The sequence below is a fragment of the Bradyrhizobium sp. HKCCYLR20261 genome (genome assembly GCF_051168435.1).
In the GTDB taxonomy this organism is placed as follows: domain Bacteria; phylum Pseudomonadota; class Alphaproteobacteria; order Rhizobiales; family Xanthobacteraceae; genus Bradyrhizobium.
Genome location: NZ_JBNPUZ010000004.1, coordinates 414,223 through 433,260, shown reverse-complemented (window position 1 = coordinate 433,260; position 19,038 = coordinate 414,223). Strand labels below are relative to the sequence as shown.

The following is a 19,038-nucleotide window of genomic DNA, read 5'->3' as shown; positions in this document are numbered from 1 at the left end:
TCATCTCCGGCGCGAAGATGGAGCGGAAGAAAGATTGGCATGCCGATCATCGGCACGGGCGTCATCCGTTCGGATGACACGCTGATCCTCCTCGGCATGGGAGCCTTGCGTCGCCGCGACAAGCGCGTGCATTCGGCGGCGATCTGCTTCAAACTTGGGTAGTGTCAGAAGAGCGGGCCGGCCGATGTCGGCTGCTCCTCGTCGGTGGATGCGTGTTGATGCGGTCGAGCTGGTGGAATGGACTGATCGGGCTTCTCGTGGCGGCCGCGCTGGTGCCGGCGGCGGCACAGAAGCTCGATATCGAAGCGGCGCAAAAGCGCTTCTCGGAACTCTATGCGGCCGGCAACTATTCCGGCGCGCTCGCGCAGGCGCAGTCGACCGAGGCCGCGGCCAGACGTGCCGGCACCAACAACATCGCCTACGTCGTCGCGCTCAACGACCTCGCGCGCGCGCATCAGGAGCTCGGTCACTACACGACGGCAGCCGGCATGTTCGGCCGCGTGCTCGATGCCCTGCAAAAGAACATCCCGCCGTCCGACCCGCGCATCTCGCAGGCGCTGGCCAACCTCGCCACCGTCCAGCTCCTGCAGGGCAACAGCGGCGAGGCCGAAACGCTCTACAAGCGCGCTCTGGACATCGCGACCAAGTCGCTCGGCCCCAACGACCCCGCATTGGTCAAGCTGATCGGCAATCTCGGAGACGTCTACACCAGCCAGGCGCGCCATGCGGAGGCGGAGGTGCAGTACCAGCGCGCGCTCGAGCTTGCCGAGAAGAACAACGGACCCAACAGCCTCCAGGTCGCCCTCGTTCTCAACAATCTCACCCGGCTGTATGAGGACCAGAGCCGCTTTGCGGAGGTGGAGAAGGCCACCCGACGTGCGCTGGCGATCCGCGAGCAGGCGCTCGGCCCGGATCATCCCGACGTCGCCGCCAGTCTCAACAATCTCGCGCATGTCGACGAGCGCGTCGGCCGCTATGCGGAGGCAGAAAGCCTCTACCGCCGGGCCATCGGGATCTGGGAAAATGCCCTCGGCCCGAACCATCCGCGGCTTGCCACCTCGCTGCTCAATCTCGCCAGCGTCTATGCGGACGAGGACAGGTTCGACGAGGCCGAGGCGCTCTACAAGCGCGCGCTCGTCATCCGCGAGGCGGCGTTCGGCGCCAACAGTGTCGGCGTGGCCACCGTGCTCAACAATCTCGCCGCGATCTATGAGTCCCAGGAGCGCTATGGCGATGTCGAGACCTTCGCCCGGCGCGCGCTGGTGATTGCCGAGACGACGCTCGGGGCGGAGCATCCCGACACTGCGAAAGTGCTGCGCAAGCTCGGCGTCGCCTATGACGGGCTGCGCCGCTATGCCGAGGCAGATGCGCAGTTCAGGCGCGCGCTCGCCATCCTGACCAAGACGGTGGGACCCGATCACCGTTTCCTCGCGACGGTGCTGATCAGCCAGGGCCACCTGTTCGAGCACCAGGGCCGCCCTGACGACGCGGAGCAGGCGTACAAGCGGGCGCTCGCGATCAACGAAAAATGGCGCGGCGTGAACCATCCCGAAGTGGCGCGCGGCTTCAACGATCTCGCGTCCCTGAGCCTGTCGCGGGACAGGCCAGCCGAGGCGGTCGCCTATTCCAGGAAGGCGACAGCTCGGATTCTGGCGCATGCGGATGAGGACATGTCGCCAGGCCTGTCCCCGACCGACGGGTCGGGCGGACTGATCGAGCAGCGCAGCGACATCTTCGTGACCCACGTGGCCGCATTGGCGGCTGCGGCCCGCGCGGACGCAAGTTCCAGCCAGACGGGCGGCCGCGAGGCGTTCGAGGTGGCGCAATGGGGCATCCAGTCATCGGCGGGCACGGCGCTGCAACAGCTCGGGCCGCGCTTCGCCGCCGGCAATGATGCGCTCGCCGCGCTGGTGCGCACCAACCAGGATCTCTCGGCCTATCTGCGCGATCGCAACAGGGCGCTGGTCTCGGCGCTGTCGACCCTCGACGGCGCATCGACGGCGGCGCGCGTCGACGACATCCGCAAGAGCATTGCCGACACCGAAAGCAAGCTGGCCGCCAATGCCGCGCAGCTTCAACAGCAGTTTCCCGACTATGCGAAGCTGTCGGCGCCCAGGCCGCTGGCGGTCGAGGGCGCGCAGAAGCTGCTTGGACCGGACGAGGCGCTGCTGCTGTTTCTGACCGGCGACAAGGAGAGCTACGTCTTCGCGCTGACGGCGGAGGCTTTCGACTGGCGCACGCTGCCGACCGGCGGCGCCGACCTTGCCGCCGAGATCGTCAAATTCCGCAAGGGCCTGGACATCGACAACCCGCAGCCGTTCGACCTCGACCTCGCCTCCCGGATGTTCGCGCAGCTGATCGGTCCGGTCGACGGTCTCGTGAGGACCAAACGCAATCTGCTGGTGGTCTCGTCGGGCGCGCTGACCGCGCTGCCGTTTCACCTGCTCGTGACGGAGCCGCCACCCAAGGCGGCGGCGCCGTCCAGCAGCAAGACGCCCGGGCCGGACACGACGCCGTATCGCGATGCCGCGTGGCTGATCAAGCGCCAGGCGATCACGGTGCTGCCATCCGTCGGGAGCTTGCAGACGCTCCGCTCCTTCGTCCGGCGGGACTCGAACCAGAAGCCGATGATCGGATTTGGCGACCCCGTCTTCAGTGACGAGCAGGCGACGGGACAAAGCAGGGATCTCGGCCGCGCCAGGGGAATCGCACGCGCCTACACCGAATATTGGCGGGGCGCGGGTCTCGATCGCTCCGCGCTCGCATCGGCGCCGCGTCTTCCCGATACTGCCGACGAGCTCAAGGCGGTGGCGCGCGATCTCGGCGCGGCGATGTCGGACATTCATCTCCGCCGCGACGCGAGCGTCACCACCGTCAAGCATGCGCCGCTGTCGGATTTTCGCATCGTCTATTTCGCCACCCACGGCCTCGTCGCCGGCGACATCAAGGGCCTGGCCGAACCCGCGCTGCTGCTCAGCCTGCCGGCTCAGCCGACCGAGGAGGACAATGGCTTGCTGACGGCGAGCGAGGCGGCGCAGCTCAAGCTTGATGCCGACTGGGTGGTGCTGTCGGCTTGCAACACGGCCGCCGGCGACAGGCCCGGCGCGCAGGCGCTGTCAGGTCTGGCCCGCGCCTTCTTCTTCGCGGGAGCGCGCGCGCTGCTGGTCTCGCACTGGCCCGTCGATTCCGAGGCGGCGACGCGGCTGAACACGATGACCTTTGCCGCGCTCAAAGCCGATCCAACGCTCGGCCGCGCCGAGGCCCTGCGGCGCGCGATGCTCGCTTATCTCGATGACCGGACGTCACGAACCAATGCCCATCCGGCGATCTGGGGTCCGTTCTCGCTGATCGGAGAAGGCGCCCGGCAATAGGCGCCCGCACTGGTGGCGCGCGCGGCGTGATGCGACATGCCGGACGTTTACAGTGGCGCGGCGGTCAGAAGTCGAAGCCGATGCCGACGCGGATGGTGTGGAAGGACTCGCGCAGATTGATCGTCGCGCTGCTCGACGGGGCGCTGCAGCCGGTCGGCGCGACGCAGACGGTGTTGACCGCGACCGTCTTGGTGTAGCTGCCGAAATCGGTGTAGCGATATTCAATACGCGCCTTCCAATTGTCCCACAGCGCGGTCTCGACGCCGACACCGGCGGTGCCGCCGACCCGCGTGTCCGACCAGCTCGCTGACGCCGTTGCCGTGCTGCCGGGCGTGATGACGGGCGGGAACGAGGGGATGATCGTCGTCTGGGTGAGCGCACCGACATAGGTGAATGAGCCGGAGATGTTGCCGACAGCGAGGCCGGCGGTGCCGTAGACCAGCGTGTCCGGGGTTACCAGCAGGCCGTAGCGCAAGCGGAGCGAGGCATCCCAGTTCTGCCGGACCGACCCGAACTTGGTGTCGGACCGGCTGGTGAGACAGGCGGCGTCGAAACAGACCGTCGGCAGCACCTGCAACGCCGAGCTCTCGGCCCGCTTCCACGACCAGTCGGCCTCGACGCCGATAACGGTATCTCCGAACTGCCAGCGGTATCCCAAGAAGGGTCCGACCGTGTAGCTCAGCGGATGACGGTTGAATGAGAACGGGGTCTCGAAACAGCTCACGCCGAATGGATAGGCGGTCGGGCAAACATAGGCGCCGGGATCGACGAAATTGTTGTTGACCGAGCTGACACCGTTGGAGCCGCCGAGCTGCCCGCCGGACCATTTGCTCTTCGAGTTCGTCTGCCGCGACTGCTGCTGCGGCTCCGCTCTTCGCTTCTGGACGGAGACCGGTAGGTCCGCCGCGAAGGCCGGCGCAGCGACTGCGAGAGCAAGTCCGATGATGAGTCCCGAGAGCAAGCGGCTTTGCATGATCGTCCGACGGGTCATTCCAATGATGAACTGATCTTACGGTCCGGCCACGCGATCCGGTACGACAGAGAGCTCAACCCTGGCCGCATCGCGGCATTTTTCAGACCGAGTGTTTCTCGTTTGCCTCATCCAAATGACGGAGGCCATTCGGCGGCACGCCGGGCCAGGTCCCGTCGCCTCAATAACAGGCAAGGAACGATAGCCATGGCGGCCGGATTCCGGCTACGCTACCTTCCGTTGCAAGCCGGACAGCGCTGACGCGCGGCGTCAGTCTCGGCGATTCGGCGCTCGCTGGTGGGGGGCTCGATGTCGGACGCAAACCGCACGGCTGCTGAGGCCGACTCCAGGCAGGTCGATTCCTGGCTGATCACCCGCTGGGTGATCGCCGCCACGGTGTTCGGCATGGTGCTGGGGTTCGCCGCCTGTGTTTTGCTCAGTGAGCGCGCATGGCTGGCCGAAGCGCAGGCCCTGGTCCTCGTCCTGCTGTCGGTGGGCGGCATCGGCGGCTTCGTCGCCATCCTGATGTCGCGGCAGACGCCGAACGGCGAAGCGCAGAACACGTGGCTTCCGGTCGCGATCTTCGCCACCGCCACCATGGCCACGGCGGCCGCGCGCACCGGCCAGCTCTCATTCGTTCAGGCGGTGCTCGTCGTCATGCTCGGCAGCGTGGCCCTGGTCGCCGCCGCCAACGCCCTTTCATTGTTCCGGCAGGGCGAGGCGATCGAATTCGAGACCAGTTGGGGCGGCCTCGGCAGCGCGCTGGGTGGATGGCGCTTGTCCTCGGCGACCAGCCTGATCTTCTCGGCCTTCCTGTTTGCCTGCTGCGCGATCGTGTCCGTCCAGATCTCGCGCCCGCAAGGCGCCACCACCGAGACCAAGGTCGCGAGCGGGAGCGATACCGCGACCAAGCCGACGACAACCAACGCGGTCGCGGCGCAGCCGGCTCCGGCTACGGCTCCGCAGTCCACGGCAACGCCGAAGCCGTGAGTTCGGCATCAACAGCGTGAGCCAGGCGCGGCGCCCGTGACATTCATCCTCAACGAACGTGAAGACCAGGGCGCCGTCGAATGGTTCGGCGAATGGCCGTTTCCCGCGCGCGCGCATTTCATCACCTCGAACGCCTATGACACGCTGATGCGGGAGCTGACCCGCTACGTGAAGGGCGAGGTGCCTGGGCGCTCGTTCCTGGTCGCGGGCCACCGCGGCGCCGGCAAGACCTCGCTGGTCCGCCAGGTGGTCGATGACCTCAACCGTTCGATCATCGACAAGGCGTTGAAAACGGCCAGCGCCAAGGGCGGCGATCGGGGGCGCATGCTCAATCAGCAGCGGCCGCTGTTGGTGAAGCTCCACGGCCCGAGCCTTCTTCCGGCAGCGACCAGGCCGGCGCCTGCTGCAGACAAGCCCGCCGCGCCGAAGAATTCCGAGACCAAGCCCGGCGCCAAGAGCAAGACAAAGACCAAGCCCGAGGTCACGATCGAGATCACGACCGGCGGAGCGCAGATGGCGGAGGGCGGCGGTGAGCCCGCCGCACCTGAACAGCCTGCGCCGGCCGTGCCCGACCTGACGGTGACGGCGCTCGAACAGATCACGGTCGCGCTCTATCGCGCACTCGCCGCGGAGTTCGGGCGGTCCTTCACCAACCATGCGCGAGATGAGATCTATCAGGCCGAGCAGGCCCGCACGCCGCGTGCGCAGGTCGCCGACTATCTGGAGCTCGCCGGTCAGTTTACGCTCGAGCTCGACAACGTTCCCCGCCCGGGCACGCTCCGCGCCTTCTATCGCCGGCTGGGCCGGGTCGATGCCGGCGTGTTGTGGCCCTACGACGTCGGAGCAGCGCTGGCCAGGGCCGGGCTCAACGACCGCGGCATCCGCGAGATCGTGGCACTGGCCACCGCGGCGCAGGCCTTCGAGGTGTGCTCGGGCACGGTCAAGTCGACACAGACCGACAAGGAAAGCCAGTCGCGCGAGCGCAGCTTCGACATCAAGAACGAGGCTGTGTTCAAGGACGCGATCAACAAGGTCGCGGGCCTTGCGGTCGGCGCCGGCGTCGGCGCGCTCAGCATCGAGACCCTGGGTGCGCCGGCGGCGATCGTGCTCGGCCTCGGCGCGTGGCTGCTCGGCACGCTGACACTGAATTGGACGAGCAAGCGCACCGCCAAATCCGAGCGGTCGATCGACTACACCTTCGTCCGCAACCGCGACAAGCAATCGCTCGAACGTGACCTTCCTGTGGTGATCGAGCGCGTCCGCGAAGCCGGCCTCGCGCCGGTCTTCATGCTCGACGAGCTCGACAAGCTGGACGATGCGGCGACATCGATCGCGACCCTGATCAAGAATCTGAAGCATCTGACGACCGACTTCGGATGCTTCTGCTTCCTCACCGACCGCAAATACTATGACGCGCTGATGGACAAGGTCGAGCGCGAGGCGTTTCCGGTCGAGCACACCTATTTCAGCCATTTCCTGTTCATCCTGCCGCATCCCGATCGTTTCGTGGAGTTCCTGCGCGCCATCACCATCTGGGTCCCGGCGTCGCAGCAGGATCTGCCGGACGAAGCGGCACGCGCGATCTTCGGGTTGTTCGTGCTGCACCGGTCCAAGCTGAACATGGCCGAGGTTCTGCGCGAGCTGGCGGAGCAGTGCGACGTCGACGGACGGCTGCGGCGGACGCCCGCGGATCTGAAGCGGCTCGAATATACGTTCGCGGCCAGCATTCAGCTGGCCATCGGGCTGATCCTCAAGCGCGACGGAATTCGGCAGCGGATCGAGGCGGAGCCGCGCTTCATGCAATTGGCCGTTGATGCTCTCTATCTGCTGTCCCGCGCCTGGGAAAAGAAGCAGGCGAAAGTCAAGCTCGACCGGGCCGCGATCGTCGATTGCCTGCTCGAACGGAGCGGCGCTCCGGCGGCACGCGAGGGCGAGACCGCCGAGCAGCGCCTGCTTCGAAGCGGCGTCGGCCCCCTCGACCTCGACCTGATCGACCGCAGCGTCGCGGCCTTTGCCGAACTGGTTTGCGACTCCGTCAAGCTGAAGGATGAGCTGTCGAAGGACGGCCGCTCGGACATGGCCGCGATCATCCCGCAGCAGAACCTGATCGAGCGCATCGGAGACACGCGCGAGTACAAGTTCATCTACGACATGTATGGCGAAGAAATCGTCGTCCGCGACAAGTTGCGGAGTGCGCTCGCCGCCGCAGGACTGCCGACCGCGATCAAGAAGCAGATCGACGATCCGCTTGAATTCCTCAGTGAGCTCACGGCGGCACTGAACGCGCAAGGAATAGAAATCCAGGATCTGATCACGCTGCAGATCCTCCCTGCCACGGTCGACGTGACCGAACTCGATCGGGCCAAGCGCCGGCTCGACGATGCCAGCAAGTTCGACCGTCCCTATGACGGGATGGCAAAGGATCTTCCGCTGATCGGGGCCGTCATCGGCTTTGCCCGACAGAACGGCATCAAGCTCGCCGCGCTGTTCCGCCTGGCCTGCCAAGTGTCAGCCGACGCGCGCCCGTCTGGACGTCACGAACTGATGCCGCTCCGCGTAGCTCTCGAGGCCATTGCGCGCTATGTCGATCTCCGGGTGTTCTTTCAACAGTCGGACACCTCCATCATCATGCTCGACGCGATCTCCGGCCGCCCGGCGGACCCGCCGGGCCCGGCACTGACCGATGACGTCCAGTCGGTGAAGGACTGGTCGGCGAACCTGAAGACGCTCGGCCAGGGTCTTACAAGCAGGACACCGGCCATCGAAGCCTATCACCGCCCGCAACTCTGGAGCCTCTGGCGGGAGCGGGTTGTCAGTCACCTGAACTGGGCTTCATCGCTGGTCGAGCCGCCGAGCTATTCCGATATCGTCTGCGCAGCCGCGGAGGAGTCTCCCGGCAACCTCTTCCAGCGCAACCTCGCCGAGATGAGCCTGGCTCAATGGAGCCGGATCTGCGTATCGGGCTTCTCGTCACCGGACGACGGCTATGCGCCGCGCTGGCTGTTCCTGGCGGCGCTGGCGGCGCTCGGCTTCGGGCGCCGGCTGCTCGCCGAGGCAGCGAGCCTGCTCGACGAGAGGGAACAGGAGCGTTGGATGCCCATCACCACGCGCGCGCCGGAGCGGAAGGAAGGCCACCTCCTGGTGTTCCAGAACGAGAGCACCAGCATCGCATCGGAGCCGCCAAAGCTCGATCCGTCGACCGACAGCCGGCCATTGCTGGCCCTTCCGGAAGGTGAGCTGGAGGCGTATGATGACGTGCTGGGCTGGTTGATCGGGCGCAAGGCGCTGGAAGCAACCATATTCGAAGAGGCGAGCCTCGATGGGTGAATTCACGAAGAAGCCGATGCCTGGTGAGAGCTCCGTTCCGTCGTCCCTTTCGGAGCTGCCCCGTTTTCGCATCACCTCGAAGAGCTCATCCTCACGGGCCGACAGCGAGCGGCCCGACATTGCGTTCGGTGTGCGCTCGCTGGACGATCTCTATGAGAAATTCTCGCGCGGCTTCACCGATCCCGAACGGTCCAAGCCGACCCCGCGGGGGCCGGTTAAAAAACGGCGCTGAGCCGGTTCAAAGGCCGTCGGCGCCGCACTACTCCGCCGCGGCCGTGTGCGCTGCCTGGTGCCACAACACGATCTCGCGCGGGATCTGATCGAGCGCCACGACCTTCTCGGCGGCGCCCAAGGCGATCGCTTCCTTCGGCATGCCGAACACGACGCAGCTTTCCTCGTTCTGTGCGCGCGTGGCGGCGCCGAGCTTGCGCATCTCCAGAAGGCCGCGGGCGCCGTCGTCGCCCATGCCGGTCATGATCACGCCGAGCGCATTGCGGCCGGCATATTGCGCGGCGGAGCGGAACAGCACGTCGACCGACGGACGGTGACGCGAGACCGGCGGCCCGTCCTTGACTGCGATATGATAGCGCAGGCCTGATCGCTGCAGCAGCATGTGGCGGGCGCCCGGGGCGATATAGGCGCAGCCGGCCTGCACGGTCTCGCCGTCCTCGGCCTCCTTGACATTGATGGCGCAGAGCCCGTCGAGCCTGCGTGCAAACGCCAGGGTGAAGCCGGGCGGCATGTGCTGCACCACCAGTATGCCAGGGCTGTCGGCAGGCAGAGCCATGAGCACCTCGGCGAGCGCCTCGGTCCCGCCCGTCGAGGCGCCGATGCAGACGATGCGCTCGGTCTTCGGCCGCGCGCGTGTCTCCACCGGCGGCGGCAGCATCGCATCGGCGGTCAGCTTTTTCTCGACGACCAGGGGGCGCGCGGTGCGCTGCTTGACGCGGGCGCGCGCCGCGGACTTCACCGCGTCACGCAACCGCCCCGACGCCTCCACCAGCGACTGGCGCGTATCGACGCGCGGCTTGGGCACGATATCGACCGCGCCCGCCTCGAGCGCCTCGAAAGCGAGCTGCGATCCCTTCTCGGTTGCAGCCGAGCAGATCACGACGGGGATCGGCCGCTGCGCCATGATCTTGCGCAAGAAGGTCAGGCCATCCATCTTCGGCATCTCGATGTCGAGCAGGATGACGTCGGGCAGTTCCTTCTCGAGCCGGCGCGCCGCCGCGAACGGATCGGCCGCCGCTCCCATGACCTCGATGTCGGGATCCTCACTGAGGATCGTCGTCATGACCTGCCGGACCGACGCGGAATCGTCGACGATCAGAACACGCACCTTCTGACTGATCATGCGTTTGCCCCTCCTAGACCCTGAAGATCGTCGGTCGGACCTGCGTGAGACCAGGGACGACGTTGTGAACCATCGATTCGGAATGACCGACCATCAGATAGCCGCCCGGCCGCAGATGCGAGCACAGCTGGGTGACGACCTTGCGCTGGGTCGGCTTGTCGAAATAGATGAGCACGTTGCGGCAGAAGATGATGTCGACGTCGCGATCGACCGGATAGGTCGGCGACATCAGGTTCATGCGCTGGAAACTGACGCGGCTGCGCAGCTCAGGGACCACGCGGCACTCGGCGCGCGCCGGGTCGCGGGAACGGAGAAAGTAGCGCCTGGCCAACGGTTCCGGCACGGGCGTCAGGACCTCGACGTCGTAGATCGCCTTCTGCGCCATGCGCAGCACCGGATTGGAGATGTCGGTGCCGAGGATCCGGAAGTCGATCTTGGCGCCGCTGCGGACCATGTCGTCCAGCACGATCGCCATCGTATAGGCTTCCATCCCCATCGAGGCCGCGGCGCTCCACACCTTCAGCTTGTGCGCGCGATCGGCGCCGCCGCGCTGCTTGATCAGCTCGGGCACCGCAATCTGGCGCATGAAATCGAAATGCGCAGGCTCGCGGAAAAAGTCGGTCTTGTTGGTGGTGACGACGTCGATCAGGTGGATCAGCTCGTCCTCGAACTGGTCCCCGTCGAACAGCGCATCGACATACTCGCTGATGTCCGACAGGCCGAGCGCGCGCACGCGCTTGAGCAGCCGGCCTTCCAGCATGAAGCGCTTGCTCTGTGCAATCTTGATCCCAACCTGGGCTTCGATCAGTTGCGCGAGCGCACGAAAATGCGGCTCCGAGAGCGTTCCACCGACAACGGCGCTCGCCCAGGCAGGGTTAAGCTGCGGCTGGGGCATGACCACCGGGGTTGGCTGCGGCCGGCAGGCCGGTATGGGCCATCAGCTTGGCGAGGTCGAACAGTACGACGAACTTGTCTCCCTTGCGCCCGATGCCGGAGATGTAGTCGGACGTCCAGCGGCCGCCGACCTCGGGGACCGGCTCGACGGTGGATTCGTCGATATCGGTGACCTCGAACACGCAATCGGCGACGAAGCCGACGCCGACCAGTCGATTGCCGACCGGCACGTCGAGGATGATGATCCGCGTCGCTTCGGTCGCCGCGACGCTCGGCAGGTCGAGCTTGAGCCGGAGGTCGACGATCGGATAGCCGCTGCCGCGTACGTCGATCATGCCGAGCAGGAAATGCGGCGCATGCGGCAGCCGTGAGATCGGCCTCATGTCGAGGATCTCGCGGACGTTGCGGATGCTGATGCCGAACGTTTCGCCGGCAAGACCAAGCGTGAGATATTGAGACGTGTCGGCCATGCTCTGCCCTGCTCCCTCCTGGCGCCGCCGGGACCGGCGCGCGCCGCCGTGCCGTCAGGCTCCACGCCGGAAGTCTTCGTCGCGGTCGTCCTCGCCATCCTCGAGGCTGAAGGAGAAGCCGCCGCCGCCGGCCGCCTTGACCGCGCGCGCGGGCTTGGCCTTCGGCATCGGCTTCTTGGCGCCGCGATCGGCGGCCGCCATGCTCGCGGCCTTGCTGCGCAACTGGGTCACGGCCGCGTCGATCGGCGCGTCCTCGACGTCGCTGGCGCGGTGGTCGATGCGGAAGAAGGCGATCGTCGCCTGCAGCTGATCGGCCTGCGCCGCGAGTTCCTCGGATGTCGCCGACACCTGCTCGGAGGCGCTGGCGTTCTGCTGGCCGACCTGGTCGAGCTGCTGGATCGCCTGGTTGATCTGCGCCGCGCCGACGTCCTGCTCGCGGCAGGCCACCGTGATCTCGAGCACGAGCTCGGCCGTCCGCTTGATGTCCGGCACCAGCTTCGACAGCATCCCGCCGGCGTCCTGCGCGACCTTGAGGGTGTCGCTGGACAGTTGGCCGATCTCGGTCGCCGCCGCCTGGCTGCGCTCGGCGAGCTTGCGCACCTCGGAGGCGACCACCGCAAAGCCCTTGCCGTGCTCGCCCGCGCGCGCCGCCTCGACCGCGGCGTTGAGCGCCAGCAGGTCGGTCTGACGCGCGATCTCCTGCACGATCGTGATCTTGCCCGCGATGGTCTGCATCGCCTCGACGGCGCGGCCGACCGCGGTGCCGCTCGCCTCCGCATCCTTGGCGGACTGCGCCGCGATCTTCTCGGTCTGGCTGGCGTTCTCGGCATTCTGCTTGACGTTCGCCGCCATCTCTTCCATCGCCGACGACGCCTCCTCGGCCGACGACGCCTGCTCGGTCGCGCCCTGCGAGAGCTGCTCGGCGCTGGCCGACAATTCCTGGCTGCCCGCCGACACGTTCTGCGCCGCCGTCAGCGCCTCCGAGACGATCTGGCGGAGCCGCTCGACCATGCGTTCCAGCGCCATGCCGAGCGTGTCCTTGTCCGACAGCCGCTTCGCCTCGATGACGAGGTTGCCGTTGGCGATCTCGTCGGCCACCGCCGCCATCTTGTTGAGGTTCACCGTCATCGCATTCAGCGAGGTGATGAGGTCGCCGACCTCGTCATTGCTCTTGTGGGTGATGGTCTGGCTGAGGTCGCCGATCGCCACCGCTTCGGCGAGGCCGACGGCGCGGGCGAGACCGCGGCTGATGTTGATCGCGATCCACAGCGCCGCGAGAACGCCGAGCAGCAGCGCCGCGCCGAGAAGGCTGATCAGCAGCAGTTGCGCGCGGGCGCCGTCGGCCCTGGCCTGCTCGGCGCGCGACGACATCAGGCCCTGCACGTAGTGGACGTAGTCGTTCAGCGCGTTCGTCGCCTGCCCGACGACCTTGCGCACCTCCGTCATCGAATGAACGGCGCCCCTGGCGCGATCGGTCTTGCCGATCTTCAAGCCTTCATCCTGCACGGCGACCAAGGCGGCGAACTGGGTCGCGAACTGATCCAGCAACTTGCGCCCGTTCTCGGTCGCGCCGGCATAGATCTCGTCCTTGGTCTTGGTCATGGTCGCGCGCAGCGTCGCGATCTCCGCCGTGAAGCGGTCGAACTCCGCGTCGGTCGTGGTCAGCAGCGCGTTCTTCTCGGCGCGGGCCTGGAGCAGCAGCCCCGTCTCCAGCTCCATCGCCTTCTCCAGGCGCCCCGCGGCGGCGACGATGGTATCCGTCGTCGCGATCGTATCCGACAGCTTCATGTAGCCGACCGCGCCCGCGATCATCGACAGCAGGATCACGACACCGAACGATGCCGCCAGTTTGGCCTTGACCGTGAATCTCATAATTGCCCCTCGGAAGTCTGGTCTGACTAATTCAGAATGCGTTCCATGTTCGGTACGATGACGAACTCGTCGCGCCACTTGGTGATGCAGCGGATGAACTCCGGCTTCCAGTTCACGCCGACGCGCGGCGTCTGCTGCGTATCGGCGTGGAAGATCTCGGTCACCTCGTAGACCTTGTCGGCGATGACCCCGACCATGACCGGCTCGTCCTCGACCGGGACCTCGATCACCACGATGCGGGTGTCGCCCGACGCCTCCGTCACCGGCATGCCGAAGCGCAGCCGGAGATCGGCTAGCGGGACGATGTTGCCGCGGACGTTGATGATACTCGGCACGAAGGGCCTTGCGCCCGCGACCTGCGTCGCCGGCACGGGATCGATGATCTCGCGCACGATCGCGGCATCGAGCGCGAACTTCTCGTCGCCGAGCCCGATCATGACGACCTGGACGGCGGCGTCGATCGTCGCGGCGGCGGCTTGCTCGGCGTGCGGTCCCATCAGGCGGCCTCGTTGAGATGATGCTTGTCGGCATGCGTCTGGGCGAGCCCGACCAGTTGCGGCACGTCGAGGATCAGCGCGGCCGTGCCGTCGCCGAGGATGGTCGCGCCGGAGAAGATCGTGACGTCGGAGTGCAGCTTCGAGAGCGACTTGATGACGGTCTGGTGGCTGCCGATGATCTGGTCGGCGACCAGGCCGACGCGGGACTCGCCGGTCGAGACGATGATCGTCTTCTGATAGTCGTCCGGCGCGCCGCGCGCATGCAGGATGTCGCGCAGCATCAAATACGGCACGAGATCGCCACGGATGTTGAGGAAGTGGCGGCCGCGCGCGCGCTGGTCGGCGGCGGTGAGTTCGACGCATTCCTCGACCGCCGACAGCGGAATGATGTAGCGGGCGTCGCCGACCCGGATCATGAGCCCTTCGATGATCGCGAGCGTCAGCGGCAGGCGCAGCGTCACCGTGGTGCCCTCGCCCTGCCGTGTCGCAAGATCGATGGTGCCGCGCATCGTCTCGATGGTGCGCTTGACCACGTCCATGCCGACGCCGCGACCGGACAGCGCCGAGATGGTCTGTGCGGTCGAGAATCCCGGATGGAACATGAACTGGTGGATGTCGGCGTCCGACAACGCCGCGCCCGGCGCGATCAGCCCCTGCTCTTCCGCCTTGGCGCGGATGCGCGCGGTATTGAGCCCGCCGCCATTGTCGCGCACCGTCACCAGCACCTGCGCGCCGGAGTGCACGGCGTGCAGCTCGATGCGGCCCCTCTCGGTCTTGCCGGCGGCGGCGCGCGCGGCCGTCTGCTCGATGCCGTGGTCGATCGCGTTGCGGATCAGATGCACCAGCGGATCGGCGAGACATTCGATCATGGTCTTGTCGAGCTCGGTGTCCTCGCCCGACGTCACGAAATCGACCGGCTTGGCGAGATCGCGCGAGAGATCGTGGACCAGGCGGCGGAAACGGCCGAACAGCGAGCCGATCGGCACCATGCGCGCGCCCATCGTGGTATCGCGCAGGCTCGCGGCGAGGCGCTCGATCTCCTCGGCGATCAGCTTGATCGCGGCGTCGGAGCTCGTGGCGGCAAGCTGGCTCAGCCGCGCCTGCGCGATCACCAGTTCGCCGACGCGGTCCATCATCTCGTCGAGGCGCCGTGCCTGTACGCGCACGGTCGCATTGCCGCTGGCGTCGCTGCGCTTCGGCTCGTCACGGCGCCGCTCCGCGCCGCGCTCCTGATCCTGGCTCTCGCTTGCGCTCTGGCGCGGCGTCGCAGCGGCGGCCGGCGCCTCGGTCAGCGTCTCGGTCAGTGTCTCGGTCAGTGTCTCGGGCGCGGCCGGCTGCAGCGGCGGCGCGGCAACGGTCGGCCCGGCCGCGGGCGGCAACTCATTGAGCGACAGCGGCGTCGCCGTAAGCTTCATCTCCTCGGCGACGAACATGAAGATGTCGTCGATGATCTCGCGGCTGCATGTCGAATGCAGCGTTACGTCCCATTTGAGATAGCAATCCTCGGGCTGCAGCTCGTCGAGCAGCGGAACGGCATCGGTCAGCGCCACAGCGAAACAGGGACCGAGCTTGCTCAGATCGTCGAGGAAGTGCAGCGGATTGGAGCCGTTGCGGAGGATGTGGTGCTCGAATTCGAGTTGCAGGCGCCAGCCGGCCTGCGCGGCGGGTTCGGCTGGACTGGCGGCGACGGCCGCAGGCTGCGTCTCGGCCGGCGAGTCCGTCGGCGCCACGAAGCGCCTGAGATCGTCGAGAATGCCGTCGCCGATGATGTCATCGGTGCTGTCGGGCGACTGGACAAGCGAACGGATATAGTCCTTTGCCGCGAGCGCCACCGAGATCAGATCGCGCGTCGGCGTGATCTCTCCCCGGCGCACCCTGTCGAACGCCGTCTCGAATTCATGCGTGAACGCCGCGACCCGCTCGAAGCCGAACATCGAGCCCGAGCCCTTGATCGTATGCAGGGCACGGAAGGCGCAGTCGACGAGTTCGCGATCATCGGGCTGATCGCACAGATCCAGCAGCGCTCCTTCGAGCGTGTCGAGCAGCTCGGCGGCTTCCTGCCGGAACGACTCGGTCCAATCCGGCCTGCTCATGGCTGCGTACCGCTGTGGGAGGTCGGAGAGCGGGTCATCAGCGCGATTCGATCTGGCTGGTGAAATGATGATCGCCGTCCGCAAGACCGGCGCGCCGGATGACGTTGCACAGCACCTGGGACGGCGCGGTGAGCGCGACCGCGCGTCCCTGCTCGCGACCGGTCTTGGCGGTGGAGATCAGGAGCTGGATCGACGTCACGTCGGCGCGGTCGACGCAGGAGCCATCGATCTCGAGCGCAGCGTGCTGTCCGAACGCATCGCGGATCAGCTCGTGAACTTCGCGGATCGCTGAAATACTGCAGTCGGCCGGTAGTTTTACGGACTCTTTCGACTTCACGTCCTCGGACACGAACAACTCTCCACCGGAACAAGACGGCGGCATCGTTGCGAGGACGGACTTAGAGATTCACTAAAATCAATCGGGAATTCCTGGCCCCCCGGAGTTTCCCGGGTGATCCAAGCGACGGTCATACGCGTGCTCGCGTGCATTCACGCCGGATGCACGAAGCAAAACAGCAAATGAGATCGCGCAATGCACGTTATTAGTTCGATCGAAAACGATCGAATGCGGCAATCTGGCGCAGCACAGAGAGATCGCCTGGCCCGCGGCAGAGCCTCAGTCGCGCACGCGCCCTGTGCGCGACTTCTGCAGCTCGCGCGCGACGATGAGCTTCTGTACCTCGGTCGCACCCTCGTAGATCCGCAGCGCGCGAATCTCGCGGTACAGGCTTTCGACGATCTCGCCCTTGCGCACGCCGCGGCCGCCGAACATCTGCAGGGCACGATCGATGACGCGCTGTGCGGTCTCGGTCGCCGCAAGCTTGGCCATCGCGGCCTCGCACGTGGTCGCAAGCTTCTGCACGTCGCGCCGCCAGGCCGCGCGATAGGTCAGCAATGCGGCCGCGTCGGTCTCCGTCGCCATCTCGCCGAACGCCGCCTGCGTCATCTGCAGGTCGGCCAGCGCGCCACCGAACATCTTGCGGCTCGAGGCATGCGCCAGCGACTCGTCGAGCGCGCGGCGGCCGAAGCCGAGCGCGGCAGCCGCCACCGACGCACGGAAGATGTCGAGCGTCTGCATCGCCAGCTTGAAGCCGCCACCGGGCGCGCCGAGCCGCCGGCTCGCCGGGATGCGGCAGTTCTGCAGCCGCAGGGTGGCCAGCGGATGCGGCGCGATCACCTCGATGCGCTCGGCGATGGAGAAGCCGGGATCGTCGGGGAAGACGACGAAGGCGGAGATGCCGCGCGCGCCGGGCGCCTCGCCGGTGCGGGCGAACAGCGTGTAGACGTCGGCGATGCCGCCATTGGAGATCCAGGTCTTCTCGCCGTCCAGCACATAGGCGTCGCCGTCGAGCCGCGCGGCGCAGGCCATCGCGGCGACATCCGAGCCCGCCTCCTTCTCGGAGAGCGCGAAAGCGGCGAGCCATTCACCCGAGCGCACCTTGGGCAGCACGCTGGCGCGCAGCTCCGGCGAACCGCCGAGCGCGATCGCGCCGGAGCCGAGGCCCTGCATGGCGAAGGCGAAGTCGGCGAGTCCGTCGGCATAAGCGAGCGTCTCGCGCGACAGGCAGATCGCGCGCGAGTCGATGGCGCCGGCATCCGCGTCGGGCGCCACCACGGCGCTGTCGAGCAACCCGGCCGAACCGAGCGCACGCACGATCTTGCGGCAGGCGGCGTCGACATCGCCATGATCGACATCGTCGAGCTGGCCGGAGGCGACGAAGCCGTCGAGCCTTTCGCACAGCGCGCGATGCTTCGGCTCGAAGAACGGCCAGTCGAGCCAGTCGCGCGGGATCACCTTGGCCGATGCACTCATGATGGACCTGTCCGCCAATTATTTTAAGTGTAAAATAATTGGCGGATCATCATCCTGTCAAGCCGCAGGTCCTCCCACACGAACAGGGTCATTGCATCGCGCAAGGGGCTGTCCGCACGGCTGGTGCGTGGGGCGCTCCTCACCCCAACCCTCTCCCCGTGAAGACGGGGAAAGGGAGCACACCGACATCGCCGCGCCGACGTGTCCCAATCCACCAGCAACATGCTCATCGTCGATGTGCAGTCGACCTGGGCCCTTCTACTCCGCCGCCTTGGCCATCTTGCCGAACACGCGGGTCGGCGCCGGGAAGCCGCAGGAGGTGCCGTCGGTGATCTTGACCTGATCCTCCCACGGCAGGCGGTAGGTGCCCGCGACCATGTCCTGCATGAAGGTGTAGGGGCAATCCATCGCGCCGCCCTTCACCGCGACATAGCCGCGATGCCAGAGCTGGTAGATGTTGTTCTCGACGCCCCAGCCGATGCGCGCCTCGCGCACCAGGTCCGGGCGCACTTCGGCGGTGATGATCTCGTCGACGCGGCCCGTCGTGCCATGCGCGAGAATGCTGCCGTCGAAATTGACGATCATGCCCTCGCCCATGGAATCGAACGAGCCGTCGGAGCCGCACATGCAGACATTGGCGGTCACCATCAGGTTCTGGAACGCATTGGCCTGGTTGGTGAAGCGCCAGCTCTCACGAATCGGCGCGGTATAGCCGGCGGTGCGGATCATGATCTCGGCGCCCTTGTAGGCGCATTCCCGCGCCATCTCCGGGAACATGCCGTCATGGCAGATGATGAGCGCGATTTTGGCGCCGCGCGGCCCCTCGATCACGGGAATGCCGAGATCGCCGGGCTCCCACGGCTCGACCGGAATCCACGGATGCAGCTTGCGATAGTACAGCTTGATGTCGCCGTGATCGTCGATGATCAGGCCGGAATTATAGGGATTGCCGTCCGGGTTGTACTCCATGATCGAGAAGCAGCCCCAGATCTTGTTGTCGATGCAGGCCTGCTTGAATGCCGCGACCTCCGGCCCGTCGAGCCGGCACATGATCTCCGGATTGGTGTCCATCGACAGGCCGTGCAGCGAGTATTCCGGGAACACCACGAGGTCCATGGTGCCGAGATTGCGTCGGCCCTTGCCGACCATCCAGACGATCTTCTCGGTCTGCCGCGCGAGATCGTCCTTGGTCACGACGACCGGCAACTGGAGCTGCACCAGGCCGATGACCACGCCGTGATCGGATTTGTTGAGACCGCCTAACCCATTCATGCCGGACCTCCCTCGATGTCGCCGCTGCTCGGGACGTTGCGCCCAACACAACCACGATTTCACGGGCGCGGCGCGCCGATATTTCAGCCCGCGCAGTGCCGCTTGAGGAGGCAGT

General features: G+C 66.6%; 15 protein-coding genes. 5 read left to right on the top strand and 10 right to left on the bottom strand.

The window, feature by feature from the left end:
• Positions 1–39 precede the first annotated feature (39 nt).
• Positions 40–162: a hypothetical protein gene (locus ACQR1L_RS12055; protein WP_434858167.1), complete on the top strand. Its 123-nt coding sequence runs from the start codon at positions 40–42 to the stop codon at positions 160–162.
• 56 nt (positions 163–218) lie between these two features.
• On the top strand, positions 219–3,371 hold the full coding sequence (locus ACQR1L_RS12050) for a tetratricopeptide repeat protein (protein ID WP_434858166.1): 3,153 nt from the start codon (positions 219–221) through the stop codon (positions 3,369–3,371).
• A gap of 64 nt (positions 3,372–3,435) precedes the next feature.
• Here the strand turns inward: ACQR1L_RS12050 and ACQR1L_RS12045 are convergent, their stop codons facing one another.
• On the bottom strand, positions 3,436–4,332 hold the full coding sequence (locus ACQR1L_RS12045; RefSeq protein ID WP_434858165.1) for an outer membrane protein: 897 nt from the start codon (positions 4,330–4,332) through the stop codon (positions 3,436–3,438).
• A gap of 318 nt (positions 4,333–4,650) precedes the next feature.
• Here ACQR1L_RS12045 and ACQR1L_RS12040 point away from each other — a divergent pair, with 318 nt between their 5' ends.
• Genes ACQR1L_RS12040 through ACQR1L_RS12030 form a run of 3 tightly spaced genes read left to right on the top strand, consistent with a single transcriptional unit; the run spans position 4,651 to position 8,890 of the window.
• Entirely contained in the window at positions 4,651–5,331 is a 681-nt protein-coding gene (locus ACQR1L_RS12040; RefSeq protein ID WP_434858164.1) for a hypothetical protein, read from the top strand.
• Between the two features lie 36 nt (positions 5,332–5,367).
• Positions 5,368–8,658 (top strand): hypothetical protein, encoded by a 3,291-nt coding sequence (locus tag ACQR1L_RS12035; RefSeq protein WP_434858163.1) that lies wholly within the window; start codon positions 5,368–5,370, stop codon positions 8,656–8,658.
• Entirely contained in the window at positions 8,651–8,890 is a 240-nt protein-coding gene (locus tag ACQR1L_RS12030; protein WP_434858162.1) for a hypothetical protein, read from the top strand. The genes ACQR1L_RS12035 and ACQR1L_RS12030 overlap by 8 nt, the downstream gene beginning before the upstream one ends.
• Before the next feature lie 27 nt (positions 8,891–8,917).
• Here the strand turns inward: ACQR1L_RS12030 and ACQR1L_RS12025 are convergent, their stop codons facing one another.
• The 9 genes from ACQR1L_RS12025 to ACQR1L_RS11985 form a co-directional block, all read right to left on the bottom strand.
• Positions 8,918–10,012: a protein-glutamate methylesterase/protein-glutamine glutaminase gene (locus tag ACQR1L_RS12025; RefSeq protein WP_434858161.1), complete on the bottom strand. Its 1,095-nt coding sequence runs from the start codon at positions 10,010–10,012 to the stop codon at positions 8,918–8,920.
• A gap of 13 nt (positions 10,013–10,025) precedes the next feature.
• Entirely contained in the window at positions 10,026–10,907 is an 882-nt protein-coding gene (locus ACQR1L_RS12020; RefSeq protein WP_434858299.1) for a CheR family methyltransferase, read from the bottom strand.
• Entirely contained in the window at positions 10,888–11,376 is a 489-nt protein-coding gene (locus ACQR1L_RS12015; protein ID WP_434858160.1) for a chemotaxis protein CheW, read from the bottom strand. Before ACQR1L_RS12015 ends, ACQR1L_RS12020 begins: the two co-directional genes overlap by 20 nt.
• 54 nt (positions 11,377–11,430) lie before the next feature.
• Complete coding sequence (locus tag ACQR1L_RS12010; RefSeq protein WP_434858159.1) at positions 11,431–13,248, bottom strand: methyl-accepting chemotaxis protein; 1,818 nt, start codon at positions 13,246–13,248, stop codon at positions 11,431–11,433.
• A 26-nt stretch (positions 13,249–13,274) separates the two neighbouring features.
• A complete protein-coding gene (locus ACQR1L_RS12005; protein ID WP_434858158.1) occupies positions 13,275–13,745 on the bottom strand; it encodes a chemotaxis protein CheW in 471 nt (156 codons plus the stop codon).
• Complete coding sequence (locus ACQR1L_RS12000; RefSeq protein ID WP_434858157.1) at positions 13,745–15,838, bottom strand: chemotaxis protein CheA; 2,094 nt, start codon at positions 15,836–15,838, stop codon at positions 13,745–13,747. Before ACQR1L_RS12000 ends, ACQR1L_RS12005 begins: the two co-directional genes overlap by 1 nt.
• Positions 15,839–15,875: 37 nt before the next feature.
• Positions 15,876–16,220, bottom strand: coding sequence for an STAS domain-containing protein (locus ACQR1L_RS11995; RefSeq protein ID WP_434858156.1), 345 nt, complete (start codon positions 16,218–16,220; stop codon positions 15,876–15,878).
• 234 nt (positions 16,221–16,454) lie between these two features.
• Positions 16,455–17,651 (bottom strand): acyl-CoA dehydrogenase family protein, encoded by a 1,197-nt coding sequence (locus ACQR1L_RS11990; RefSeq protein WP_434858155.1) that lies wholly within the window; start codon positions 17,649–17,651, stop codon positions 16,455–16,457.
• A gap of 258 nt (positions 17,652–17,909) precedes the next feature.
• Positions 17,910–18,923 carry a formamidase gene (locus ACQR1L_RS11985; protein ID WP_434858154.1) on the bottom strand — a complete coding sequence of 338 codons (1,014 nt, stop codon included), beginning with the start codon at positions 18,921–18,923 and terminating at the stop codon, positions 17,910–17,912.
• Positions 18,924–19,038: the final 115 nt, after the last annotated feature.